Source organism: Actinomycetospora sp. ABD4_176 (assembly GCF_056311855.1).
In genome coordinates this window covers 5857734-5882948 of record NZ_CM149974.1, presented here as the reverse complement: position 1 = coordinate 5882948, position 25215 = coordinate 5857734, and the positions used below count along the sequence as shown (strand labels likewise).

The 25215-nt window shown below is 72.0% G+C and carries 15 protein-coding genes, 2 tRNA genes and 3 rRNA genes; 10 read left to right on the top strand and 10 right to left on the bottom strand.

Annotated elements, in window-relative coordinates; translation table 11 throughout:
* Window positions 1-259: 259 nt before the first annotated feature.
* The 8 genes from ACYX4T_RS28410 to ACYX4T_RS28375 form a co-directional block, all read right to left on the bottom strand.
* Window positions 260-508: a hypothetical protein gene (locus ACYX4T_RS28410; RefSeq protein WP_476012540.1), complete on the bottom strand. Its 249-nt coding sequence runs from the start codon at window positions 506-508 to the stop codon at window positions 260-262.
* Window positions 509-847 carry a DUF6247 family protein gene (locus ACYX4T_RS28405; protein ID WP_476012539.1) on the bottom strand — a complete coding sequence of 113 codons (339 nt, stop codon included), beginning with the start codon at window positions 845-847 and terminating at the stop codon, window positions 509-511.
* A 214-nt stretch (window positions 848-1061) separates the two neighbouring features.
* Entirely contained in the window at window positions 1062-1568 is a 507-nt protein-coding gene (locus tag ACYX4T_RS28400) for a hypothetical protein (protein WP_476012538.1), read from the bottom strand.
* A 233-nt stretch (window positions 1569-1801) separates the two neighbouring features.
* Entirely contained in the window at window positions 1802-2161 is a 360-nt protein-coding gene (locus ACYX4T_RS28395) for a GNAT family N-acetyltransferase (protein ID WP_476012537.1), read from the bottom strand.
* Window positions 2162-2416: 255 nt separating this feature from the next.
* Window positions 2417-2533 (bottom strand): 5S ribosomal RNA (rrf, locus tag ACYX4T_RS28390).
* A gap of 123 nt (window positions 2534-2656) precedes the next feature.
* Window positions 2657-5764: ribosomal RNA gene (locus ACYX4T_RS28385) — 23S ribosomal RNA — on the bottom strand.
* 369 nt (window positions 5765-6133) lie between these two features.
* Window positions 6134-7665, bottom strand: a 16S ribosomal RNA gene (locus ACYX4T_RS28380).
* The 16S, 23S and 5S rRNA genes sit together here, the layout of an rRNA operon.
* A 452-nt stretch (window positions 7666-8117) precedes the next feature.
* A complete protein-coding gene (locus tag ACYX4T_RS28375; protein ID WP_476012536.1) occupies window positions 8118-10214 on the bottom strand; it encodes a bifunctional copper resistance protein CopD/cytochrome c oxidase assembly protein in 2097 nt (698 codons plus the stop codon).
* Window positions 10215-10273: 59 nt separating this feature from the next.
* Between ACYX4T_RS28375 and ACYX4T_RS28370 the strand changes: the two genes are divergently transcribed.
* Window positions 10274-10346, top strand: a tRNA-Arg gene (locus tag ACYX4T_RS28370).
* A 164-nt stretch (window positions 10347-10510) separates the two neighbouring features.
* Here ACYX4T_RS28370 and ACYX4T_RS28365 read toward each other — a convergent pair.
* Window positions 10511-11344, bottom strand: a complete 834-nt coding sequence (locus ACYX4T_RS28365) for an alpha/beta fold hydrolase (protein ID WP_476012535.1) — start codon at window positions 11342-11344, stop codon at window positions 10511-10513.
* A 24-nt stretch (window positions 11345-11368) separates the two neighbouring features.
* Between ACYX4T_RS28365 and ACYX4T_RS28360 the strand changes: the two genes are divergently transcribed.
* Both ACYX4T_RS28360 and ACYX4T_RS28355 read left to right on the top strand, forming a co-directional pair.
* Window positions 11369-11932: a TetR/AcrR family transcriptional regulator gene (locus tag ACYX4T_RS28360; RefSeq protein ID WP_476012534.1), complete on the top strand. Its 564-nt coding sequence runs from the start codon at window positions 11369-11371 to the stop codon at window positions 11930-11932.
* 265 nt (window positions 11933-12197) lie between these two features.
* Window positions 12198-13628, top strand: a complete 1431-nt coding sequence (locus ACYX4T_RS28355) for a WS/DGAT/MGAT family O-acyltransferase (protein WP_476012533.1) — start codon at window positions 12198-12200, stop codon at window positions 13626-13628.
* Between the two features lie 28 nt (window positions 13629-13656).
* Here ACYX4T_RS28355 and ACYX4T_RS28350 read toward each other — a convergent pair whose 3' ends face one another.
* Window positions 13657-15168, bottom strand: a complete 1512-nt coding sequence (locus ACYX4T_RS28350) for a gluconokinase (protein WP_476012532.1) — start codon at window positions 15166-15168, stop codon at window positions 13657-13659.
* Window positions 15169-15267: 99 nt separating this feature from the next.
* Here ACYX4T_RS28350 and ACYX4T_RS28345 point away from each other — a divergent pair.
* The 7 genes from ACYX4T_RS28345 (at window position 15268) to selB (ending at window position 25053) form a co-directional block, all read left to right on the top strand.
* Window positions 15268-15363: transfer RNA gene (locus ACYX4T_RS28345), tRNA-Sec, on the top strand.
* Between the two features lie 29 nt (window positions 15364-15392).
* On the top strand, window positions 15393-18626 hold the full coding sequence (gene fdh, locus ACYX4T_RS28340) for a formate dehydrogenase (RefSeq protein ID WP_476012531.1): 3234 nt from the start codon (window positions 15393-15395) through the stop codon (window positions 18624-18626).
* Window positions 18626-19723 carry a 4Fe-4S dicluster domain-containing protein gene (locus tag ACYX4T_RS28335; protein ID WP_476012530.1) on the top strand — a complete coding sequence of 366 codons (1098 nt, stop codon included), beginning with the start codon at window positions 18626-18628 and terminating at the stop codon, window positions 19721-19723. Before fdh ends, ACYX4T_RS28335 begins: the two co-directional genes overlap by 1 nt.
* A complete protein-coding gene (nrfD, locus tag ACYX4T_RS28330; RefSeq protein WP_476012529.1) occupies window positions 19720-20805 on the top strand; it encodes an NrfD/PsrC family molybdoenzyme membrane anchor subunit in 1086 nt (361 codons plus the stop codon). Before ACYX4T_RS28335 ends, nrfD begins: the two co-directional genes overlap by 4 nt.
* 72 nt (window positions 20806-20877) lie before the next feature.
* Window positions 20878-21960, top strand: coding sequence for a permease (locus ACYX4T_RS28325; RefSeq protein WP_476012528.1), 1083 nt, complete (start codon window positions 20878-20880; stop codon window positions 21958-21960).
* A gap of 7 nt (window positions 21961-21967) precedes the next feature.
* Entirely contained in the window at window positions 21968-23266 is a 1299-nt protein-coding gene (gene selA / locus ACYX4T_RS28320) for an L-seryl-tRNA(Sec) selenium transferase (RefSeq protein ID WP_476012527.1), read from the top strand.
* Entirely contained in the window at window positions 23263-25053 is a 1791-nt protein-coding gene (gene selB, locus ACYX4T_RS28315) for a selenocysteine-specific translation elongation factor (protein WP_476012526.1), read from the top strand. The genes selA and selB overlap by 4 nt, the downstream gene beginning before the upstream one ends.
* The last annotated feature ends 162 nt before the right edge of the window (window positions 25054-25215 follow it).

The window sequence follows — 25215 nt, the reverse complement described above, 5'->3', positions numbered from 1 at the left end:
CGCCGTACTGACCTGCTCACTGAGCGGGACTTCCGGAGGGCGACCTTCCCATCTTACTGCGTCGACCAGACCGGGATCAACCTCTGCGTCCTGGCGACACGAGAAACAGTACACGGGCGATCCGTGGGCCCTGCACCGGGGGGTGGGGATGGCCAACGCCGCAGGTCACGGTCTTTCCCCCCGCGTGCCCGGTGGTGGCCGCGCCACGCCGCCCGCGTCCGCGCCGGCCGCTGGGGCGCGTCGGGCGCCCGCCGTCTCCTCAACCGGCCCAGTGCACCTGGAGGAGGTCGACCCGCCCCAGGTGCTCGATGACGACATAGGTGACGAGCCCGGTGGCGCCGAAGGCCATGGTGCGGACCGCGCCGTCGGGGTTGCGGTCGACGAGGGGGTCCCCCGCCCACGGCGTGTGCTCGAGGACGTCGATCACGGCGGCCAGGGCCACCAGGGCGTCCCGTGGCAGGGCCTCGAGCACCTCCCGGACCGAGGCGACGTCGACCTCGTATCCCACCTAGAGCCCGAGACCCGTCCGGACCTCACGCCACGGAGCTCTCGGCGGCCGCGGCCCGTCGCTCCGCGCGGCGGCAGCGGCCTCGAGCACGGCCCGGTACCCGCCGGCGCCGCCCGCCGCGACCGTCACACGAGCGACGCGTCGCCAGGCCTCGAGGCAGCGGTGCACCACCTCGAGGTCGTAGGTGTCGGCGGCCTGCGCCAGCGCTGCGCGCCACTGGCGGTCGAACTCCACCGCGCTCTCGGGGGCGAGCACCGCGCGCACCTCGGCCGGCGTCGCCTGCGCCCAGGTCTCCGTGCCACCCCCACCCGGGTCGGGAGACGATGCTGCGGCGGTCACGGGATGAGGGTAGCGAGCCCTCCCGTCGAGGACCGCTCCCATGGACGGCGCGCCGTGACGGACCGGGACACGGGCCGCCGCGGTTCCGGGGAACCCGGCGGGCCCGAGACCGCACGCGCCCGAGTGAGGCGGCCCGGCGGTCCGGAGCTGTCCGGGCCGCCGGGGAGGGCGCGGACGACCGGCCTCCGGCACCGGCGAGCGCAGGCGGCACTCGTCAGGCGCGCAGGGCCCGCAGGAAGCGGCCGCCGTAGCTCGTGGTCACCGCGGCCATGCCGACGCCCACGAAGCCGTGCACGACGTTCGCGGCGGCGCCCTCCACCACGGCCACGAGACCGGCGAGCCCGATCAGCACGCCGGCGCAGGCGGTGACGAGGTGCATCCGGTGCCGGGTCCTCTCGTCGGCCTGGAAGACCAGGAAGTGGAGGCCGACGACGACGGCGATCGCGGGCTGGATGAGCTCCGGGTCGACGGTCCGCAGGACGACGACCGCGACGGGGATCGAGACGGTCTCGACTCCCAGAGCGATCGGCAGGATGCGCGACCCGCCGAGGTCCCGCCCCGGCGCGGCCGCGTCACGCAGTTGCACCCGGCGCACCAGGAACAGCAGTCCGACGGCGACGAGGAGAGCGCCGAGCCCGACGAGCACCACCGCCCCGGACAGCACTGCCCACATCGCCCAGAAGATCGTGAACACGGCCATCAGCCCGAGCCCGGTGAGCACCGGGCCATGGTGGCACCCGTGGACCGGTCGTTCCGCGGTGACGAGGGTCCCGCGCAGCTGGCGGCCATACCTGACCGGCCCGGTCCGGTCACTGCTCCCCCCCGGCTATCGGCGCTCCACGGCGCGCGGCGACCGTTGTCGCGGGGACCGCCCGACCGGACACCGGGCACTACTTGCTGCGGGGCCATTCGCTGTGGACCCGCGCCGACGACGGTGCACGCCCGCGAAGGCGGTCACCGCATCCGCAGCAGCCCGGCCGCGGTCGGTGCGAACCGGCACGCCCCGGCGGACAGCGTGGCCACGGGCTCGGCGACGTCCACGTGGAGCCCGTCGCCTCCGGCCTCCCGAGCACCGGTGATCGCGCGGTCGACCAGAGCGGTCGCGACGCCGCGGTGACGGCGCGCCGGCGCCACGGCCGTGTCGAGCAGGAACGCGTGCGCCCCGCCGCCGCCGGCCACGTTCATGACCCGCACACGGCCCGGATCGCGCGCCACGACCCAGCCGAGCGAATGCCCCCGGACGCGGTCCCACGTGGCCGGCAGCGCCCACTCGACGACGTCCGGTGCGAGGTGGACGAGCTCGCCGTCCGTCACGGGTGCTCGCCATGTCACGGACAGGGAACGGCCCGGTCGGTCGTCAGGGTCTCGACACGTCGGGGGCGTGCGCTCGCCGAGGCCGCGGGCCGGCCGCGTTCGCTCGTACCGACGGAGGGCGACGACCGCGGCCCTCGGTCCGTCCCCTGGGGGGAGGCGTGAAAAAAAGGGGCGAGTGCTCCTGGGTGGGAGTTCTCGCCCCTTTTTTTTGGGGGTGGTGCTCGAGATGTGTGTGTGTGTGGGGGTGGTCGGGTGTTCCGGCGGTGTCCTACTCTCCCACGACCTGTCGGTCGCAGTACCATCGGCGCTGGAGGGCTTAGCTTCCGGGTTCGGGATGGGTCCGGGCGTTTCCCCTCCGCTGTGACCACCGGAACACCCCACCACCCCCACAGGTCACCTGTGGGGTGGGGTGTGTGGTCGTTGGGATATGCACAGTGGACGCGAACATCGGTTGTTCGTTACGCAGTTGTACTTGCCGTGAGTCTTGATGGGTGTGTGGGCAAGTCCTCGGCCTATTAGTACCAGTCCACTGAACGCCTTGCGGCGATTACATGTCTGGCCTATCAACCCACTGGTCTGGTGGGGGCCTTAACCCTCGAAGGGGTGGGAGACCTCATCTTGGAACAGGCTTCCCGCTTAGATGCCTTCAGCGGTTATCCTTTCCGAACGTAGCCAACCAGCCGTGCCCCTGGCGGGACAACTGGCACACCAGAGGTTCGTCCGTCCCGGTCCTCTCGTACTAGGGACAGCCTTCCTCAAGTCTCCTGCGCGCGCGGCGGATAGGGACCGAACTGTCTCACGACGTTCTAAACCCAGCTCGCGTACCGCTTTAATGGGCGAACAGCCCAACCCTTGGGACCTACTCCAGCCCCAGGATGCGACGAGCCGACATCGAGGTGCCAAACCATGCCGTCGATATGGACTCTTGGGCAAGATCAGCCTGTTATCCCCGGGGTACCTTTTATCCGTTGAGCGACACCCCATCCACCTGGTGGTGCCGGATCACTAGTCCCGACTTTCGTCCCTGCTCGACCCGTCGGTCTCACAGTCAAGCTCCCTTGTGCACTTGCACTCGACACCTGGTTGCCGACCAGGCTGAGGGAACCTTTGGGCGCCTCCGTTACCCTTTGGGAGGCAACCGCCCCAGTTAAACTACCCACCAGGCACTGTTCCTGGACCAGATCATGGTCCGAGGTTAGATGCCCAATTCGACCAGAGTGGTATTTCAACGTCGACTCCACGACCACTAGCGTGGCCGCTTCCCAGTCTCCCACCTATCCTACACAAGCCGAACCGAGCACCAATACCAAGCTGTAGTGAAGGTCCCGGGGTCTTTCCGTCCTGCCGCGCGTAACGAGCATCTTTACTCGTAGTGCAATTTCGCCGAGTCTGTGGTCGAGACAGCGGGGAAGTCGTTACGCCATTCGTGCAGGTCGGAACTTACCCGACAAGGAATTTCGCTACCTTAGGATGGTTATAGTTACCACCGCCGTTTACTGGCGCTTAAGTTCTCAGCTTCGGCCTTGCGGCCTAACCGGTCCCCTTAACGTTCCAGCACCGGGCAGGCGTCAGTCCGTATACATCGTCTTGCGACTTCGCACGGACCTGTGTTTTTAGTAAACAGTCGCTTCCCCCTGGTCTCTGCGGCCCCACCCCGCTAACCCGCAAGGGGTTTCACGGGACAGGGCCCCCCTTCTCCCGAAGTTACGGGGGCATTTTGCCGAATTCCTTGACCACAGTTCGCTCGAACGCCTCGGTATTCTCTACCTGACCACCTGTGTTGGTTTGGGGTACGGGTCGCGTAGGAACTCGCTAGAGGCTTTTCTCGGCAGCATGGGATCACTCTGCTTCGCCTCAACCGGCTATGCGTCACGTCTCAGCCTCATGGTGTACGGATTTGCCTGTACACCGGCCTACACGCTTGCACCAGCACTACCACTAGCTGGCGGAGCTGCCCTCCTGCGTCACCCCATCGCTTGGCTACTACCAGGCGGGGTCCCGCGCTCCCCCCGAGCTGCTCCCGAAGGAGACAGCCGGGGCTCGGGCGGTTAGCACACCTGGATTCGCCAGGGACGCGCCTACACGAGCACGGGAATATCAACCCGTTGTCCATCGACTACGCCTGTCGGCCTCGCCTTAGGTCCCGGCTCACCCTGGGCGGAAAAACCTGGCCCAGGAACCCTTGGTCATCCGGCGGCAGAGTTTCTCACTCTGCTATCGCTACTCATGCCTGCATTCTCACTCACACGGGCTCCACGGCTGGATCACTCCGCCGCTTCACCGCCCGCATGACGCTCCCCTACCCAACACCACCACCATCCCGCAGGAAGTGTTCACGTGGTGTTGCCGCGGCTTCGGCGGTGCGCTTGAGCCCCGCTACATTGTCGGCGCAGGACCACTTGACCAGTGAGCTATTACGCACTCTTTCAAGGATGGCTGCTTCTAAGCCAACCTCCTGGTTGTCTGGGCGATCCCACATCCTTTCCCACTTAGCGCACGCTTAGGGGCCTTAGCCGGCGATCTGGGCTGTTTCCCTCTCGACGACGAACCTTATCGCCCGCCGTCTCACTGCCGCGCTACACGCTCACCGGCATTCGGAGTTTGGCTGACTTCAGTAAGCTTGTCGGCCCCCTAGGCCAACCAGTGCTCTACCTCCGGTGAGTACCACGCGACGCTGCACCTAAATGCATTTCGGGGAGAACCAGCTATCACGGAGTTTGATTGGCCTTTCACCCCTACCCACAGCTCATCCCCCAGGTTTTCAACCCTGGTGGGTTCGGGCCTCCACGCCGTCTTACCGGCGCTTCACCCTGGCCATGGGTAGATCACCCCGCTTCGGGTCTAGAGCACGCGACTAGAAACGCCCTGTTCGGACTCGCTTTCGCTACGGCTACCCCTCGACGGGTTAACCTCGCCACGTACCGCTAACTCGCAGGCTCATTCTTCAAAAGGCACGCCATCACCCCGCTGTGAAGCTAAGGCTCTGACGGCTTGTAGGCACACGGTTTCAGGTACTATTTCACTCCCCTCCCGGGGTACTTTTCACCTTTCCCTCACGGTACTCGTCCGCTATCGGTCACCAGGGAGTATTTAGGCTTACCGGGTGGTCCCGGCAGATTCACAGCGAATTACACGGGCTCGCTGCTACTCGGGCACGCCACCACGAGGTGGGCGGTGTTTTCGTCTACGGGGGTCTCACCCTCTACGCCGACGCGTCCCAACGCCTTCGACTAACACCACACCACCACCGCACCGGCACGGCAGTACCGGTCCGTGACGCCCCACAACACCCCACCAGCAACGCCTGCCGGCTCTCACACTGGCGGGGTTTAGCCTCTTCCGCTTTCGCTCGCCACTACTCACGGAATCACTCTTGTTTTCTTCTCCTGCGGGTACTGAGATGTTTCACTTCCCCGCGTTCCCTCCCACCGTCCTATACATTCAGACGGCGGTGACACCCCATGACGGGTGCCGGGTTTCCCCATTCGGACACCCTCGGATCAACGCTCGGTTGACAGCTCCCCGAGGACTATCGCGGCCTCCCACGTCCTTCATCGGCTCCTGGTGCCCAGGCATCCACCGTGCGCCCTTGACAACTTGACCAACACACACATCAAGAAATCACGACACAAATGTGCACAGAAACAAAAGATGCTCGCGTCCACTGTACAATTCTCAACGACCACACGAACCAGCGCCCAACCCCACCACACGGTGAAGCGGGCGCTGCCCGTCCAGAGAAGACGTTGTCCCCTCAGGACCCAACAGTGTGCCGCCCCCCGACCCCACCAAGAGGCCAGGAGGACATGTCCGGTGTTTCCACTTTTCTCGAGCAACCCCTTCCCACCCCACGACCACGCCCGAAGACGCGGACCGTGGGAGGTACCGGGGCCCTCCACCACCACGGTGCAGCGCGCAGGACACTCGCCTGCGAGCACCACACCACCAGCGGTGTCCGGTGAAGCTCCTTAGAAAGGAGGTGATCCAGCCGCACCTTCCGGTACGGCTACCTTGTTACGACTTCGTCCCAATCGCCAGTCCCACCTTCGACCGCTCCCCCCCTTGCGGGTTGGGCCACGGGCTTCGGGTGTTACCGACTTTCGTGACGTGACGGGCGGTGTGTACAAGGCCCGGGAACGTATTCACCGCAGCGTTGCTGATCTGCGATTACTAGCGACTCCGACTTCACGGGGTCGAGTTGCAGACCCCGATCCGAACTGAGACCGGCTTTACGAGATTCGCTCCACCTCACGGCTTCGCAGCCCTCTGTACCGGCCATTGTAGCATGTGTGAAGCCCTGGACATAAGGGGCATGATGACTTGACGTCATCCCCACCTTCCTCCGAGTTGACCCCGGCAGTCTCCCATGAGTCCCCGGCATAACCCGCTGGCAACATAGGACAAGGGTTGCGCTCGTTGCGGGACTTAACCCAACATCTCACGACACGAGCTGACGACAGCCATGCACCACCTGCACACCAGCCACAAGGGAACGCCCATCTCTGGACGCGTCTGGTGCATGTCAAACCCAGGTAAGGTTCTTCGCGTTGCATCGAATTAATCCACATGCTCCGCCGCTTGTGCGGGCCCCCGTCAATTCCTTTGAGTTTTAGCCTTGCGGCCGTACTCCCCAGGCGGGGCGCTTAATGCGTTAGCTGCGGCACGGAACCCGTGGAATGGACCCCACACCTAGCGCCCAACGTTTACGGCATGGACTACCAGGGTATCTAATCCTGTTCGCTACCCATGCTTTCGCTCCTCAGCGTCAGTATCGGCCCAGAGACCCGCCTTCGCCACCGGTGTTCCTCCTGATATCTGCGCATTTCACCGCTACACCAGGAATTCCAGTCTCCCCTGCCGAACTCTAGTGATGCCCGTATCGACCGCACGCCCAGAGTTAAGCCCCAGGTTTTCACGGCCGACGCGACACACCGCCTACGAGCTCTTTACGCCCAATAATTCCGGACAACGCTCGCACCCTACGTATTACCGCGGCTGCTGGCACGTAGTTGGCCGGTGCTTCTTCTCGACCTACCGTCAGCCATGCCAAAAGCATGACCTTCGTCGATCGCGAAAGAGGTTTACAACCCGAAGGCCGTCATCCCTCACGCGGCGTTGCTGCGTCAGGCTTCCGCCCATTGCGCAAGATTCCCCACTGCTGCCTCCCGTAGGAGTCTGGGCCGTGTCTCAGTCCCAGTGTGGCCGATCACCCTCTCAGGCCGGCTATCCGTCGTCGCCTTGGTAGGCCATCACCCCACCAACAAGCTGATAGACCGCGGGCCCATCCCCCACCGAAAAAACTTTCCACCAACCAGCATGCACCAGTTGGTCCTATCCGGTATTAGACCCGGTTTCCCAGGCTTATCCCGAAGTGGAGGGCAGGTCACCCACGTGTTACTCACCCGTTCGCCGCTCGTGTACCCCGAAGGGCCTTACCGCTCGACTTGCATGTGTTAAGCACGCCGCCAGCGTTCGTCCTGAGCCAGGATCAAACTCTCCAACAAAAAACATTGGAACAAACAGTCCCAGCAAAAACACCCAGCCCCCACTAGCCAAGGACCAGGCGACTCAAAGAAACCCCACGACACCACACACACGCCACCAACGACGCACACATGATGCCGACGAGGACAAACACACCAAACATTCAGCACACTGTTGAGTTCTCAAACGACAACCACACGCGCTTCTGCCAGACCGTTTCCGGCCCGTTTCTTCGCGGTGTTGACCACTCTACCCGACCCGATCGTGGCCGTTTCCGGGGGGTCCCGGTCGGTCCGTCCGATGATCGGACGCGGTCGGTGCGTGCACCCGGAGGGCTCGGCGCGACCGCGGTCTTCGACTGTACCCGAGGCGCTGGGCCCCGGTCGGCTCCCGGCCGGCCGCCGTCGGCGTCCGTTCCCCGGGTGCGGCATCAACTGTACGCGACCGTCCGGGCTGGCCCGCAACGCGGGGGTCAGCTCCGGCGTCGCTCCAGGTCAGGGGCATCGTCCTCGACCCGGGCCGGGTCGTCGGCGTGGGTCTCCGGTGCCGGGCGACCCGACGTCGCCAGCGAGCGGAGCATCGCGTTGTACGCCTCGAGGTCGGCGTCGCCGTCGCGGTCGGCCCGGCGGTCCTCGCGTCGCGCGGTGCGCTCGTCGGCCCGCGACCACTGCACCAGCAGCGCGATGAGCACGAGCAGCATCGGCACCTCGCCCGACGCCCACGCGAGCCCGCCGCCGGTGGTCTGGTCGGCGAGCCGGTCGATCCACGGCATCTCGAGCTGCTGGTAGAAGCCCGACCCGATCACCGTGTCCGAGCTCATGACCGCGACCCCGAAGAAGGCGTGCAGCGGGATGGCGACGAAGAGCAGGCCGAGGCGGCCGATGGGCGGCAGCGGCCGGGGGCTCGGGTCGATCCCGACGATCGGCCAGAAGAAGATCAGGCCGACGAGCAGGAAGTGCACGTTCATCGCCACGTGCGCCCAGTGCGACGCGAGCGCGACCTCGAACAGGCCCGAGAAGTACAGGACGTAGAAGCTGCCGACGAAGAGCGCCAGGGCGACCAGCGGCTGGGTCAGGACCCGCGCGACCGGCGAGTGCACCGCCGCGAGCACCCACTCGCGCGGTCCCGGCGGCGCGCCCGCGCCCGCGGGCGGCAGCGCCCGCAGCAGCAGCGTCACCGGACCGCCGAGGACGAACAGGATCGGCACCAGCATGTTGAGGACCATGTGCTGGGCCATGTGCACGGAGAACACCGCCGGCGCGTACCGGCCGAGGCCCGAGGAGGTCGCCACCAGCAGCACGAGGCACGCGGCGAGCCACGCCACCGTGCGCCCGACCGGCCAGCCGTCCCCGCGACGACGCAGGCGACGCACCCCGGCGAGGTAGAGCCCCGCGAGGACGAGCGCCAGCGTGCCGAAGATCAGGTCGAACCGGGCCTCGGTCAGGACGCCGGCGGCCGTCAGCGGCCCGTCGATCGGGTAACCGAGCAGCGCCTCGGTGCGCGTCGGCAGCGGCGCGGGCACCACCGGTGGCGGGGTGCGCCCGAGGGCCACGGCGACGCCGAACGTCGCCGCCATGAGCAGCACCTCGAGGCCCGCGAAGCGCACGAGCGCGCCCCGGTCGCCCGCCGCGAGGGCGGGCAGCGTCCGCCGGCGGTGCCAGAGCCCGAAGCCGCCGAGGGCGACGAGCGCCAGCACCTTGCCGAGCACCAGCGCGCCGTAGGTGGTCGACACCAGGTCGCCGGGGGTGATGCGCACCAGCGCGTTGACCACGCCGGAGACCGCGAGCACGACCCAGCAGACGAGCGCGACCGCGGAGAACCGCCGCGCGGCGAGCACGGGGAGGCGCCCCCGGGCGGCGAGGTGCGTGACGAGCGCCGTGAGCCCGCCGACCCAGAGCGCCGCGGCGATCACGTGCATGACGAGGCTGTTGCTCGCCACGTCGTGGGCGCTGCCGCCGGCGGAGTGGCCGGTGAAGGCGAGCGGGAGCAGGCCCGCGAGCGCGACGCCGAGGCCGACCACCGTGGCGCCCCAGCCCAGGACGACGCGGGTCACGACGAGGGCCACGAGGGCGACCACCGCCGTGAGCGCCCACGCCGTGGTCGTCTCGATGCCGGTGACCGAGGCAGCGAGGATGCGCACGTCGAGCATCTCGGAGACCGGGCGCCCGTAGGCGTCGGCCGCGCTCAACGGGATCATCAGCAGCGCCGCCGCCGACCACGACGCCACGGACCACGACGCCACGCGCACCGCCCGGTACCCGTCGGCCGACAACCAGCCCGACGAGGCCGGTGGCGTGAAGAAGGACGCGAACAGCAGGAACCCGACCGTGGCGGCCGCCGCCACCTGGCTGATCGCCCGAACCACCGGCAGGGCGTAGACCGTGACGGGGCCGGGGTCGGGCAGGCCGAGGCGGGCGAAGGTCGCCGCCCCCGACAGCGTGCTCAGCGCGAGGGCCACCACCGCGGCGACGGCCAGGAGCGGCCCGACCTGCGCGGCGAACAGGCCGCCGGGTGCGGCACGTGCCGCGGGCGTCGGCGCCTCGGCGGGCGGTGGGGTCGTGGTGGCCACGCGACCAGGGTAGGTCGCCGTCGTGGGGTGCACGTCCGGTCGGGCTACGCTCCCCGCGAGCCCCCGTAGCTCAACGGATAGAGCATCGGCCTTCTAATCCGACGGTTGCACGTTCGAGTCGTGCCGGGGGCGCATCCGCTCGACGAGGGTGGCGAGCCCGTGGGCCCGGTCGCCGAGCAGCCGCCGGCACAGCGCGGCCTCCCGGTCGTGGCTGAAGACGTCGGTGGTGTCGGTCATGCCGCCACGCTGACGCGGCGCCGGCGGCCGGTCGAGGTTCCTTGCCGGAACGGCAAACCTCAGGGGCCGGCCAGGAAGTCGAGGACCTCGCGGGTCAGGCGGTCGGGGTCGTCCTCCATGAGGAAGTGCCCGGCCCCGTCGACCACGACGAGCTCGGCGCCCGGGATGTCCTTCGCCAGGCGCTCGGCGTAGGAGACGGGCTGCCACCGGTCCTCGCGGCCCCACACGACGCGGACGGGCACCGCGATCTCCACGAGCCGGTCGGTGAGCTCCTCGGTGTGGCGCGAGTCGTAGTGCCGGACCTGGTGCTCGAAGAACGAGGTGCGGCCCAGGGGTGTGCGGTGCGGGGCGAGGAAGGCCGCCAGCTCGTCGCCGGTCATCACGGACCCGTCGGCGACGGTCATCGTCAGCTGGCGGGTCATCATCGCCTCGAAGTCGTCGGCCGACATGGCCGCGTCGCTCTCGAGCCGGGTGCGGATGATCTCCCGCCAGGTCTCCGACGGCCACGAGTCGTAGCTGACGGTGTCGATGAGCATGAGGCGCCGGATCGTCCCGGGGTGCAGGACGGCGACGCGCTGGCCGATCGCCCCGCCGATGTCGTGGGTGATCAGGGTCGGGCGAGTGACGTCGAGCTCGTCGAGCAGGGCGAGCAGCAGGTCGGTCTGGGCCGCGACCGAGGTGTCGCGGTCGAGCGGGCGCTCGGAGTCGCCGTAGCCGAGGAGGTCGTAGGTGACGACCCGGTGGCCCGCGGCCTCGATCGCCGGCACGACATGGCGCCACTCGTAGGAGTACGAGGGGGTGCCGTGCACGAACACCACGGGATCGCCCTCGCCGCGGTCGCGGTAGGCCAGGCGGACGCCGTCGACGAGGAGGTGTCGGTCGAGAAAGCTCATGGGAGGTAGACTAGTCTACCTATCATGAGCGCACGAGGATCGGCCCGCGCGAAGCTGCTGGACGCGGCGGCGGCGCGCTTCTACGCCCAGGGCGTGGCGGGCACGGGCATCGACGTCATCACCGCGGACGCGGGCGTCGCGAAGATGAGCCTCTACAACAACTTCCGGTCGAAGGCCGAGCTCGTCGCCGCCTACCTCGAGCGGCGCCAGCAGGAGTTCCTCGACCTGCACCGGCAGCGGCTCGCCGCGCTCCCGGCCGACGCGGCGCCCGGGAACCGCGCGCTCGCGGTCTTCGACGCCTACCTCGAGCACGCCGAGGGCGCCGCCGACTTCCGGGGTTGCGGGCTGCTCAACGCGGCCGGCGAGCTGCCCGCGGGCGACCCGGGGCGGGCGACGGTGGCGCGGCAGAAGGCCGAGGTCGAGGGGCTGCTGCGGGAGGCGCTGGCGCCGCGGGAGGACGCCGACGCGCTCGCCGAGCACCTGTCGCTGCTGCTCGAGGGCGCGATGGTCCGCGGCGGGCTCGACGGCGATCCGGACCGCCTGCGCCGGGGCCGGGCCATGGCGGCCCTGCTCGTCGGCGCGCACTGAGCGAGGGCGGCGACACGGCAGCGACACGGCAGCGACAGGGGGTCGACACGGCGTCGACACGGCGCCGTCGGGTGGATCGGGAGCCCGGGTCGTCGACCCGGTGCACCGCCGGAGAGCGCGCGCCGCCCCGGCGCATCGGGGGGACGGGTGAGCCGCTCCGCGGGGGTGACCCCCGCGACACCGACTCACGAGTAGGTCACACTGGTGGACGAATCCGTGCGTCCGTCCCCGGACGGACGCGCACCGGGGGTCGGAAGGGGTGTCGATGGCGACCATGTCGTTCCGGGACGCGATGTTCCTGCTCGCGGAGTCGAGGGAACGACCGACCCATGTCGGGTCGCTGATGCTCTTCGACCGGCCCGAGGGCGCGGGGCCGGACTATCTCACCGACCTGCACCGGAAGCTCGTCTCCGGTGACGTGGAGGTCGCGCCGCTGTTCCGGCGGCGCGCGACGCGGGGCCCGTCCACCCTCGGTCAGTGGTCCTGGGTGAACGACGACGACGTCGACATCGAGTACCACGTGCGCCTCTCCGCGCTGCCGCGGCCGGGCCGCATCCGCGAGCTCCTCGAGCTCGTCTCACGCCTGCACGGGAGCCTGCTCGACCGGCACCGGCCGCTGTGGGAGTTCCACCTCATCGAGGGCGTGGAGGGCGACCGCTTCGCGGTCTACAGCAAGATCCACCACGCGATGATGGACGGGGTGCGCGCGATGCGGCACCTCGAGAAGGCGCTGTCCACCGACCCGGAGCGCCGCGACATGGCGCCGTTCTGGGCCGTCGACCCGCGCCCGGGCCGCGCGAGCCGCCCGGTGGGCGAGAAGGCCCCCGCGCCGACGGGCGTGCTGGGAGCGGCGCGCGAGTACGTCGGCGGCGCGCTGCGCACCGCCGGCACGCTCGCGGAGACGGTCGGCTCGGCGCTGAACGTCGGGCCGGCGCTGGCGTCGTCGCTCTACCGGGGCCTGGTGGAGCACGACCTGGCCCTGCCGTTCGAGGCGCCGCCGACCATGCTCAACGTCCCGATCACCGGGGCCCGCCGCTTCGCCGCCGAGTCGTGGCCGCTCAAGCGCATCCAGCGGGTGCGGGAGCGGACCGGGACGACGGTCAACGACGTCATGCTCGCCATGAGCGCCGGCGCGCTGCGCCGCTACCTCTCCGACCACGGCGGGCTGCCCGACAAGCCGCTGGTGGCGGCGCTGCCGGTGGCCCTGGAGGACTCGGGGTCGGGCAACGCGCTGGGCGCGATCCTCGTCAACCTGGCGACGGACGAGCCCGACCCGGCCGAGCGGCTGAAGAAGATCCGGCAGTCGGGGCTCGCGGCCAAGGAGAACCTCCAGGGGCGCGACCCGATGGCGATCGCCGCACTGTCGGCCGTCGTCGCCGCCCCGATCGGTCTGGGCCTGGTCCCCGGTTCGTCGGCGATCAACCAGGGCTTCAACCTGATCATCTCCAACGTGCCCGGCCCGAAGGACCCGCTGTACTGGGAGGGCGCGAAGCTCAGCGGCATCTACCCGATCTCGGTCCCGCTGGACGGGCAGGCCCTCAACATCACGGTCATGTCCTACGCCGACGACATGGAGATCGGCATCACGGGCGACCGGCGGGCGGTGCCGCACCTGCAGCACCTGCTCGGCCACCTCGAGGAGGCGCTGGTCGAGCTCGAGGCGGTCGCGGACGCCGCGGACGCCGCCGACCGCTGACCACCGCCGGCTGATCACCGCCGGCCGATCACAGCTGCCCGGTCACCGCCCCCAGCGCGTCGTAGGCCTGCTCGAAGAGGGGCAGGCGCGCGGCGTGGACCGCGGCGTCGGGGCCCGGGTGCAGCGTCTCGCCGAGCGGGATGCGCTCGGCGACGTCGACGAGCGCGTCCGGGCCGGGCGGGAGCAGGCCGACGCCCTGCATCCCGAGCAGCGCGGCGCCGAAGGCGGAGCCCTGGTCGACGGTCGGGAACCCGACGGGCAGGTCGAGGGCGTCGGTGAGCAGGCGACGCCAGAGGGTGCTGCGGGCGAAGCCGCCGGTGGCGCGCACCTCGTGGACCTCGAGCCCGGCCTCGCGCATCGAGTCGAGCACGAGGCGCAGCTGCAGGCAGACGCCCTCGAGCAGGGCCCGCACGACGTGGCCGGGCGTGTGCCGCCGGTGCAGCCCGACGAGCGCGCCGGCGCCGCCGACGGCCCAGTGCGGGGCGCGCTCGGGCAGCAGGTGGGGCAGGGCGAGCAGGCCGTCGGCGCCCGCCGGCACCTCCGCCGCCGCGGCGAGGAGGTCGTCGACGTCCGCCCCGAGCGTCTCGTGCGCCCAGTCGAGGACGAGCCCGCCGTTGGTGATGGCCCCGCCGACCACCCAGCGGTCGTCGGTGAGGTCGTAGCAGAACACGCGGCCGCGAGGGTCGACGGCGGGTCGCTCGACGGTGACGCGCAGGGCGCCGCTGGTGCCGATCGAGCACGCGGCGACGCCGGAGCGCACGGCGCCGACCCCGAGGTTGGCCATGGGCCCGTCCCCTCCCCCCGCGACCACCGGCACGCCGGTGGGCAGGCCCCACCCGGTCTCGCGCAGCCGCCCGACGACGGTGGTCGGCGCGACCGGCTCGCCCAGGACCGCCCGGGTGATGCCGGCGATCTCGAGGGCCTCCGGGTCCCAGCGGCCGGCGGCGACGTCGAGGAGCCCGCTGCCCGAGGCGCAGGAGGTGTCGGCGACGCGGGCGCCGGCGGCGCGGGCGAGCACGAACTCCTTGATGCCGCCCCAGGTGTGCGCGGCGGCGTGCAGGCTCGGGCGGGCGCGGCGCAGCCAGACGAGCTTGACCAGGGGGCTCATCGGGTGCACGGGCGTCCCGGTGCGGCGGTGCAGGTCCAGGGCGCCGTCGCGGGCCCGCAGCTCGCGGGCGACGTCGCCCGCGCGGCTGTCGGCCCAGGTGATCAGGGGGCCGATCGGGTCGCCGCGGTCGTCGAGGGCGAGCAGCCCGTGCATCGCCGAGCTGAACGACAGCGCCGCCACCCGGGCGGGGTCGAGGCCGGCGAGGGCGTCGCGGACCGCGTCGCCGACCGCCTCGTAGACCGCCTCGGGGTCCTGCACGGCGGCGCCCGGCTCGGGCTCGTCGAGGTGGTGGGGCGCCTCCCCGGCGCCGTGCTCGGCGCCGTCGGCCGAGAACGCGACGGCCTTGGTGGCCGTGGTGCCGATGTCGACGCCGAGGACGAGGTCGGGGGTCACGGCGTCGCCACCGGCCGGGTGCTCGGTCGGCGTCCCCATGCCCGGCCCTGTTCCCCGAGGGGACGGCGCCTCGAACCTGCTCCCGCGTCCTCGTGCCCCGACCTGCGTGGTCACGGACCCCGACCTAGGCTGCTGCGCGGAGGCGTCAGGGTTCCTGGTGGGCCCCGCGGTCTTCAACACCGTAGTGGCCGAGCATCTCGGCCAGGCGGGTTCGATTCCCGTCCGCCTCCGCCACTTCTCCTCGACACCTGGGGGACCAACACGTGGGTGCGCGCACCTGGCTCGGCGAGTGGCCGATGTTCCGGCAGGCCACCGGAGCCGACCCGCTCGGACGCGGCGCCGCCGTGCAGAGCCCCCGGACGCAGGCCCTGGGGCCACGGACCGCGGACGCCGACGAGGTCGTCAAGTCGGTCTGCCCGTACTGCGCCGTCGGCTGCGGGCAGAACATCTACGTGCGCGACGGGCGCGTCACCCAGATCGAGGGCGACCCCGACTCGCCGGTCTCCCGCGGGCGCCTGTGCCCCAAGGGTTCCGCGTCGACGTCGCTGGTGACCTCCCCGACGCGCGTGACGACCGTGCGCTACCGGCGCCCGTACGCCACCGAGTGGGAGGACCTCGACCTCGACACGGCGGTCGACATGATCGCCGACCGCGTCATCGACGCCCGCCGGCGCGGCTGGCAGGACACCGACGACGACGGCCGCGTCCTGCGGCGCACGCTGGGCTTCTCGAGCCTGGGCGGGGCGACGCTGGACAACGAGGAGAACTACCTCATCAAGAAGCTGTTCTCCGCACTCGGCGCGATCCAGGTGGAGAACCAGGCGCGCATTTGACACAGCGCCACCGTCCCCGGTCTGGGGACCAGCTTCGGTCGTGGCGGCGCCTCGAACTTCCAGCAGGACCTGCAGCACAGCGACTGCATCGTCATCGAGGGCTCGAACATGGCGGAGGCCCACCCGGTGGGCTTCCAGTGGGTCATGGAGGCCAAGGCGCGCGGCGCCACGGTCATCCACGTCGACCCGCGGTTCACGCGCACCAGCGCGGTGGCCGACCTGCACGTGCCGTTCCGGGCGGGCGCGGACATCGCGTTCCTCGGCGGGCTCATCAACTACGTGCTCTCCGAGGGCAAGGACTTCCGCGAGTACGTCACGACGTTCACGAACGCCGCCGAGATCGTCGGTGAGGACTTCGTCGACGCCGACGCCACGGGCATCTTCTCGGGCTACGACCCCGAGACCGGGCGCTACGACCCGATCTCGTGGCAGATGGAGGGCGCGGGCTACGAGGCGCCGGCGGCGGGGATGCGCGACCACTGGGAGCCCGAGCTGCGCGAGCACCACGCCGCGCACGCCTCGGACACCGCCGGGGGTGCGGGCGAGCAGGCCCACGCCCCCGCCGACCCGCCGCGCGACGACACGCTGGCGCACCCCCGCTGCGTCTACCAGGTGCTCAAGCGGCACTACGCGCGCTACACCCCCGAGGCGGTCGCGTCGGTGTGCGGGATGTCGGTCGAGCAGTTCCTCGCCGTCGCCCGCGCGATCACCGCGAACTCGGGGCGCGAGCGCACGACGGCGTGGGTGTACTCGGTGGGCTGGACCCACCACACCGTGGGGGCGCAGTACATCCGCGCGGCGGCGATCCTGCAGACGCTGCTGGGCAACATGGGCCGTCCCGGCGGCGGCATCCTCGCGCTGCGCGGCCACGCGTCCATCCAGGGCTCGACGGACATCCCGACGCTCTACGACCTGCTGCCGGGCTACATCCCCATGCCCAACGCGCACCTGCACGAGGATCTGCAGAGCTTCCTCGACGCGGACGCCGCGAAGACCGGGTTCTGGGGCCACATGGACGCCTACCTGGTCAGCCTGCTCAAGGCGTGGTGGGGCGACGCGGCGACCCGCGAGAACGACTTCGCGTTCGACTACCTGCCGCGCCTGACCGGCAACCACGGCACCTACGGGATCGTCCGCGACCAGATCGACAGGAAGACCTTCGGCTACTTCCTCGTCGGCGAGAACCCGGCCGTGGGGCACGCCAACGGCAAGATGCAGCGCCTCGGGCTCGCGAACCTCGAGTGGCTCGTCGTCCGGGACATGCAGATGATCGAGTCGGCGTCGTTCTGGAAGGACGGCCCCGAGATCGAGACCGGGGAGCTGCGCACCGAGGACATCGGCACCGAGGTCTTCTTCCTGCCGTGCGCGAACCACACCGAGAAGTCGGGCACGTTCACCAACACCCAGCGGCTGCTGCAGTGGCGCCGCGAGGCGGTGCACCCGCCGGGCGACGCGCGCTCGGAGCTGCACTTCTACTTCCACCTCGGCAAGCGGGTCCGGGAGAAGCTCGCCGGCTCCACCGACGAGCGCGACCGCCCCCTGCTCGACCTGACCTGGGACTACCCGACGTTCGGGGTGCACGCCGAGCCGGACCCGGAGTCGGTGCTCGCCGAGATCAACGGCTTCGACGCCGACGGGAACCACCTGTCGAGCTACACGCAGATGCGCGCCGACGGGTCGACGTCGGGCGGCTGCTGGATCTACACCGGGGTCTACAAGGACGGCGTCAACCAGGCCGACCGGCGCCGGCCCGGCTCCGAGCAGGACTGGGTCGCCGCGGAGTGGGGCTGGGCGTGGCCCGCCAACCGGCGCACGCTCTACAACCGCGCGTCCGCCGACGCCGACGGACGCCCGTGGAGCGAGCGCAAGGCCTACGTGTGGTGGGACCCCGAGCAGTGCTCCTGGACCGGCCACGACATCCCCGACTTCGAGGCGACGAAGCCGCCGTCGTACCGGCCGCCGGAGGGCGCGCAGGCCGAGGACGCCCTGGCGGGCACGGACGCGTTCATCATGCAGGCCGACGGGAAGGCGTGGCTCTACGCGCCGACCGGGCTCGCGGACGGCCCGATGCCCACGCACTACGAGCCCGTCGAGTCCCCGGTGGCGAACCTCCTGCACGACCAGCAGGACAACCCCGCCCGCGAGGACATCGATCGCGCGTGGAACCGGCTGAACCCGGCCATGTCCGAGACGTATCCCTACGTCTTCCTGACCTACCGGCTCACCGAGCACCACACGGCGGGCGGCATGAGCCGCTTCCTCGGCTACCTCTCGGAGCTCCAGCCGGAGTTCTTCTGCGAGGTCTCCCCCGCGCTGGCCCGCGAGCGGGGCCTCGAGCACCTGGGGTGGGCGACGCTGATCTCGGCGCGGACCGCGATCGAGGCCCGCGTCGTCGTGACCGAGCGCATGAAGCCGCTGCGCATCGGGGACCACGTGGTGCACCAGATCGGACTGCCCTACCACTGGGGGTCCAACGGTCTGACGCACGGCGACCCGGCGAACGACCTGCTGGGCGTCGTCATGGACCCCAACGTCCACATCCAGGAGTCGAAGGTGGCCACCTGCGACATCCAGCCCGGGCGTCGACCTCGCGGACCCGCGCTGCTCGAGTTCGTCGAGTCCCACCGCCGCAAGGCCGGGCTGGAGCCGGGAGGGACCACGTAGTGACCAACGTCTTCGACGCTTTTTCCGGGACCACACCGTCGCTGTCCGGCCCGCTGCCGGATCCCTCCACCGACGCGGGCTGGGCGGGCGACCACCCCAAGCGCGTCGGCTTCTTCACCGACACCTCGGTGTGCATCGGCTGCAAGGCCTGCGAGGTGGCGTGCAAGGAGTGGAACCTGGTGCCCGACGACGGCACCGACGCCTCGGACCTCTACCGCCTCACCGGGATGTCGTACGACAACACCGGCGACCTGGGCGCCTCGTCGTGGCGGCACGTGGCGTTCATCGAGGACGTTCGCCCGCACGGGTCGGCGACGCCCGCACACGGTGGTCAGGTCGGGGGCCAGGAGACCGGCTTCCTCCCGGCGGGGCTGCCCGCGGTGCACGGCGGGGGCAACGGCCACACGCCCCGGGACGCGGCGACGGCCCCGCCGAGCCCCGATCCCGCCCACCCGGGCACGGTCGACCTGCTGGCCCTCCTGCCCGACGCCGGCGCGCACGGCCAGCAGACCCCCGACGACGAGCGCGACGTGCGCTGGCTGATGTCGTCGGACGTCTGCAAGCACTGCACGCACGCCGGCTGCCTCGACGTCTGCCCGACCGGGGCGCTGTTCCGCACGGAGTTCGGCACGGTCGTCGTGCAGGACGACATCTGCAACGGCTGCGGCTACTGCGTGCCGTCGTGCCCGTACGGCGTCATCGACGTGCGCGAGTCCGACGGCGGCGCCCACAAGTGCACGCTGTGCTACGACCGGCTCGGCGAGGGCCTCGAGCCGGCGTGCGCGAAGGCGTGCCCGACGAACTCGATCCAGTTCGGCGACCTCGACGAGCTGCAGGCCGCCGCCGACGCCCGGCTCGCCGAGCTGCACGGGCGCGGCGTGCAGGAGGCGCGGCTCTACGGGCGCGACCCCGACGACGGGGTCGGCGGCGACGGCGCGTTCTTCCTGCTGCTCGACGAGCCGGAGGTCTACGGGCTGCCGCCGGACCCGATCGTCACCACCCGGGACCTGCCCGAGATGTGGCGCAACGCGGCGCTCACGGCGGTCGGCCTGGGCGCGGCCGTCGTCGCGGCGTTCTGGAAGGGGGGTCGGCGGTGACCGACGCCAACCCGGCCGAGATGCCGGCCCGCTCCGGGCACGACGAGGGCCGCGCGGCCGACCGCGGCAGCGGGAAGCGGCGGGGGCGCAGGGGCGAGCAGCTGCAGGTCCCCGAGGCCGAGTTCCGCTCGTACTATGGCCGCCCGATCATCAAGGCGCCGGTGTGGAAGAACCCGGACGTCCCGCTGTACCTGTTCCTCGGTGGGCTCGCCGCGACGTCGGCGGGGCTCGGCGCGCTCGGCGGGGCGACCGACCGCCCGACGCTGCGGCGCACGGGACGCCTCGCCGCGGCCGGTGGCGCGGTCGGCGGCACCGTCTTCCTCGTCCACGACCTGCACCGGCCGTCCCGGTTCCTGCACATGCTGCGGGTGTTCAAGCCGACGTCGCCGCTGTCGGTCGGCACCTGGATCCTCTCGCCGTTCGCGACGTTCGCCGCGGCGACCGCGGCCGCCGAGGTGGTGGAGCCGTCCCTGCGCCGGCGCGGCGCCCGCCGGCTGGCCCGGTTCGTGCGGCGCGCGGGCAACGCCTCCGGCGCCGCCTCGGCGGTCGTCGGCCCGGCGCTCGGCACCTACACCGCCGTGCTGTTCTCGAACACCGCGGTGCCGACCTGGCACGAGGCTCACCGCCACCTGCCGATCGTCTTCGCCGGCAGTGCGGCGGCGGCCGGCGGCGGGATGGGGCTGGTCGGGTCGTCGGTGCGCGACAACGTCCCGGCGGCGCGGCTGGCCGTGGCGGGCGCCGCGGTCGAGCTCGCCGCGGGCGAGGTCATGGAGCGCCGGCTGGGGCTGCTCGGCGACGTGTACCGGAAGGGCCGGGCGCACACGCTGATGCGCGCGTCGAAGGCGTGCCTGGCCGCCGGGGCCGTCGGGACGGTGCTGGGGCGGCGTCGTCGCTGGTCGGCGGCCCTGTCCGGGCTGGCGCTGATGGCGGGCTCGGCGCTGACGCGGTTCGGGGTGTTCGACGCGGGCATCGCGTCGGCGAACGACCCGGCCCACATCGTCGTCCCGCAGCGCGAGCGCCTCGAGCAGCGGCGCTCGACGATGGACCAGGACGTGGCCCCGCCGGACCGCACCTTCGCCTGATCCGCCCGGCGCGCGGCGACGCCCCGGTCGTGTGACGATCACGATCTCGCTGACGCGTGATCGGAGGCGGCCGTGACCGGGACCCCGCTCGCCCGCCGGACGGGACCGCCGCCGTGGGCCGTGGCCGCCGGGTTCGGGGTGCTCGTCGTCGGCGGCCTGCTGTGGGCGAAGTGGGCGCCGTACTGGGCGAAGGTCCCCGCCGTCGCGGGGTCCGGGTCGCTCGGCTCGTCGATCCTGACCGGTGGCGAGCCCGCGCCGCCGGGGGTGTCGCTCTCGGCGGGGCTCGCGTTCGCGGGCACGTACTTCCTCGCGATCTGGCCCGCCCTGGTCGTGGGGCTCGTGCTGGCCGCGGCCGTGCAGGTCGCGCTGCCGACCGCGTGGGTCACCCGGGTCCTCGGCGCCGGCGTGCGCGGCGGCGTGCGTGGGAGCGCGCTGGCCCTGCCGTCGCTGATGTGCTCGTGCTGCGCCGCGCCGGTCGCGGTCGGGCTGCGGCGGCGCGCCGCGGACCTGACCGCGACGCTCGCGTACTGGCTCGCCAACCCCGCGCTCAACCCGGTCGTGCTGGTGTTCTGCGCGTTCGTGCTGCCGTGGCCGTGGACGGTGCTGCGCGCCGTCGCCGGCCTCGCGGTGGTGGCCGCGGCCGTGGGACTGGCGCGGTGGTGGTCCCGCCGCTCCCCCGGTGACGCCGTGGTGGAGGCGAGCGAGATCGTCGAGGACACCCCGGCGGACCACCGCCCGCTGCCCGTGCGCTTCCTCGCCGCCCTCGGCGGGCTGTCGGTCCGGCTGCTGCCCGAGTACCTCGTCCTCGTCGTCGCGCTCGGGGCGTTCCGGGGCGTGCTCTTCCCGGTCGGGGCGTCCTGGCTGTCGGGGACGGGCCTCTCGCTCGCGGTCGCCGCGGTCGTCCTGCTCGCCGTCGCCGGTACGCTCCTGCCGATCCCCACCGGCGCCGAGGTCGCGGCGGTCGCCGCGCTGCTGGCCGTCGGGGTGTCGGGACCGCTCGCCGCGGCCCTGCTGATCACCCTGCCCGCGGTGAGCCTGCCCTCCCTGCTCATGGTGCGCGGGGTCTTCCCGCGGCGGCTGCTCGTCGCGGTCACCGCCGCCGTCGCGGGCGTCGGGCTGCTGACGTCGGCGGGGGCGCTCGCCGTCGGGCTCTGAGCGCACAATGGGCGGCGTGAGCGACGATCAGCGCCGCCGGGTGCCGCGGACCGACACGGTGCTCGCCGACGCCCGGCTGGAGCCGGCCCTGGCGACGCTGGGGCGCGCGCGGGTCAAGGAGGTCGTCGTGGCCGCGCAGGGCCGGGCGCGGGCCGGGGAGATCGCGCCGGAGGCGGTGGCCGACGAGGTCGTCGCGTCCCTCCCGCGCACGGCGGCGAGCATGCGCCCCGTCCTCAACGCCACCGGGGTGCTGCTGCACACCAACCTGGGGCGCGCCCCGCTGTCCGCCGCCGCCCGGGACGCGCTGGACGCGGCCGCCGGCACCACGGACGTCGAGCTGGACCTGGCGACGGGCGGGCGGGGGCGTCGCGGGGCGGGCGCGCTGGCGGCGCTCGCGGCGGCGGTGCCCGACGCCGGCGGCGTGCACGTGGTCAACAACGGGGCCGCGGCGCTGATCCTGGCGGCGACGGCGCTGGCGGGCGGCGGCCGGGAGATCGTCATCGCGCGCGGCGAGATGGTCGAGATCGGCGACGGGTTCCGCCTGCCCGACCTGCTCGAGTCGACCGGCGCGCGGCTGCGCGAGGTCGGCACGACCAACCGGGTGCGGGTGGACGACTACGCGGACGCGGTCGGCCCGCAGACCGGCATGATCCTCAAGGTCCACCCCTCGAACTTCGTCGTCACGGGGTTCACGTCGTCGGTGCCGGCGTCCGCGCTGACCGGGCTGGGCGTGCCCGTCGTCGCCGACATCGGGTCCGGGCTGCTCGCACCGCACCCGCTGCTGCCCGACGAGCCCGACGCGGCCACCGAGCTGCGCGGCGGGGTGCCGCTGGTGACGGCGTCCGGGGACAAGCTCCTCGGCGGCCCCCAGGCCGGGCTGCTGCTCGGCGACGCCGACCTCGTCCACCGGTTGCGGCGCCACTCCCTCGCGCGGGCGCTGCGCGTCGACAAGCTGACCCTGGCGGCGCTCGAGGCGACGCTGCGCGGTCCCGAGCCGCCGGTGCGGGCGATGCTCGCCGCGGACGTCGCCTCGCTGCGCTCGCGGGCCGCCGAGGTGGCCGGGGCGATCGGCGGGCCGGCCGCGGCGGTCGACTGCGGCGCGCAGGTCGGCGGCGGCGGCGCGCCGGGGGTCGAGCTGCCGAGCGCGGGGGTCGCGCTGCCGGAGGCGTGCGCCGCGGCGCTGCGGGCCGGCGCCGACCCGGTCGTCGCGCGCGTCGAGCAGGGCCGGTGCGTGCTCGACCTGCGGTCGGTGCCGCCGTCGGAGGACGCGCGGCTGGTGGTGGCGGCGCGGGCGGCCCTGCCGTGAGGGTCGTGGCGACCGCCGGCCACGTCGACCACGGGAAGTCGACGCTGGTCCGCGCGCTGACCGGGATGGAGCCCGACCGGTGGGCCGAGGAGCGCCGGCGCGGCATGACGATCGACCTCGGCTTCGCGTGGACGACGCTGCCGGGTTCCGCCGAGCCGGTCGCCTTCGTCGACGTCCCGGGCCACGAGCGGTTCGTGACGCAGATGCTGGCCGGGGTCGGTCCGGTACCGGCGACGATGTTCGTCGTCGCGGCGGATTCGGGCTGGATGCCCCAGTCGACCGAGCACCTCGACGCGCTCGACGCGCTCGGGGTGCGCGACGGGCTGCTCGTCGTCACCCGCAGCGACCTGGCCGACCCGGAGCTGGCGCGGGACGAGGCGCTGGAGCACCTCGCGGAGTCGTCGCTGGGACGGCTGCCGGCGGTGTGCGTGTCGGGGGTGACCGGCGCGGGACTCGACGAGCTGCGCACCGCGCTGTCGGAGCTGGTGGGCGGGCTACCGGCGCCGGACCTCGACGCGGACGTGCGGCTGTGGGTCGACCGCGCGTTCACCGTGCGGGGCGCGGGGACGGTGGTGACCGGGACGCTCGGGGCCGGGACGATCCGCGTCGGCGACGAGCTCGCGCTGGGCTCGCGGACGGTGAGCGTGCGCGGGCTGCAGGCGCTGGGCGAGAGCGTCGACCCGGTGGCGGCCGTCGCGCGCGTCGCGCTGAACCTGCGCGGCGTGGGGCTCGACGAGGTCGGGCGCGGCGACGCGCTGACCACGCCCGGGAAGTGGCTGCGCTCCGACGTCGTCGACGTGCGGGTGGGGCCGCCGCGCGGGTCCGACGTGGCGGTCGACCTGCCGCAGCAGGTGATGCTGCACGTCGGGTCGGCGGCGGTGGCGGCGCGGGTGCGCCCGCTGTCGTCGGAGCCCGGCGCCGAGCGGACGGTGCGGCTGACGCTGCGCGAGCCGCTGGCCCTGCGCCCCGGCGACCACGCGCTGCTGCGGGACCCGGGCGCGCACCGCGTGCTCGGCGGGGTGACGGTGCTCGACGTCCGACCGCCGGCGCTGCGGCGGCGGGGTGCGGCACGGGCGCGGGCCGGGGAGCTCGCGGCGACCGACGGGACGGCCGACGCCCTCGGGGAGCTGGCGCGGCGGCGGCTGATGCAGCGCGACGAGCTGGTGGCGCTCGGGGCGTCGGTGCCCGACGAGGTCCCGTCGGCGGGCGGGTGGCTGGTGGACCCGGGGTGGTTGCCCACGCTGGCGTCGCGGCTGGTGGCGGCGGTGGCCGCGCACGCGGAGGCGCAGCCGCTCGACGCGGGCCTGCCGGCGAAGGCCGCGGCGCGGGCGCTGGAGCTGCCCGAGCCGCGCCTGCTCGACCTCGTGCTCGCGGAGCCCGGCGCGTCGTCGCTCGTGGCGGCGGGCGGGCGGATCCGGTCGCGGGACGCCGGCGGGCTGCCCGAGGGGGTGCGGGCGGCCGTGGAGACGGTGCGCGCCGAGCTCGCGGAGGCGCCGTTCGCGGCCCCCGAGGCGCACCGGCTCGCCGAGCTGGGCCTGCGCACCCGCGAGCTGGGCGCGGCGGTGCAGGCGGGCGCGCTGCTGAAGGTGGGCGACGGGATCTACCTCGGACCCGACGCGGTCGACGTCGCCGTGGCCCGGCTCGCGGACCTGCCCTCGCCGTTCACCCTGTCCGAGGCGCGCCAGGCGCTGGGCACGACCCGGCGCGTGGCGGTGCCGCTGCTCGAGTACCTCGCCCGCCACGGCCGCACCCGCCGCGACGACGAGGGCCGGCACGCCCTGCGGTGAGGCCCGGTGCGAGCGATGCGGCATCCCTGGCGTCCAAGGCCAGGATCGCCACATCCTCGCTCGCGCGACACGCCGTGGGGCGGGCTGCTCGGCGCGAGGGCGGTGCCGGCGTGGCGTCCACGCTCGCACTCGACGTCAGAGGATCCCCCGCGATCACCCGCC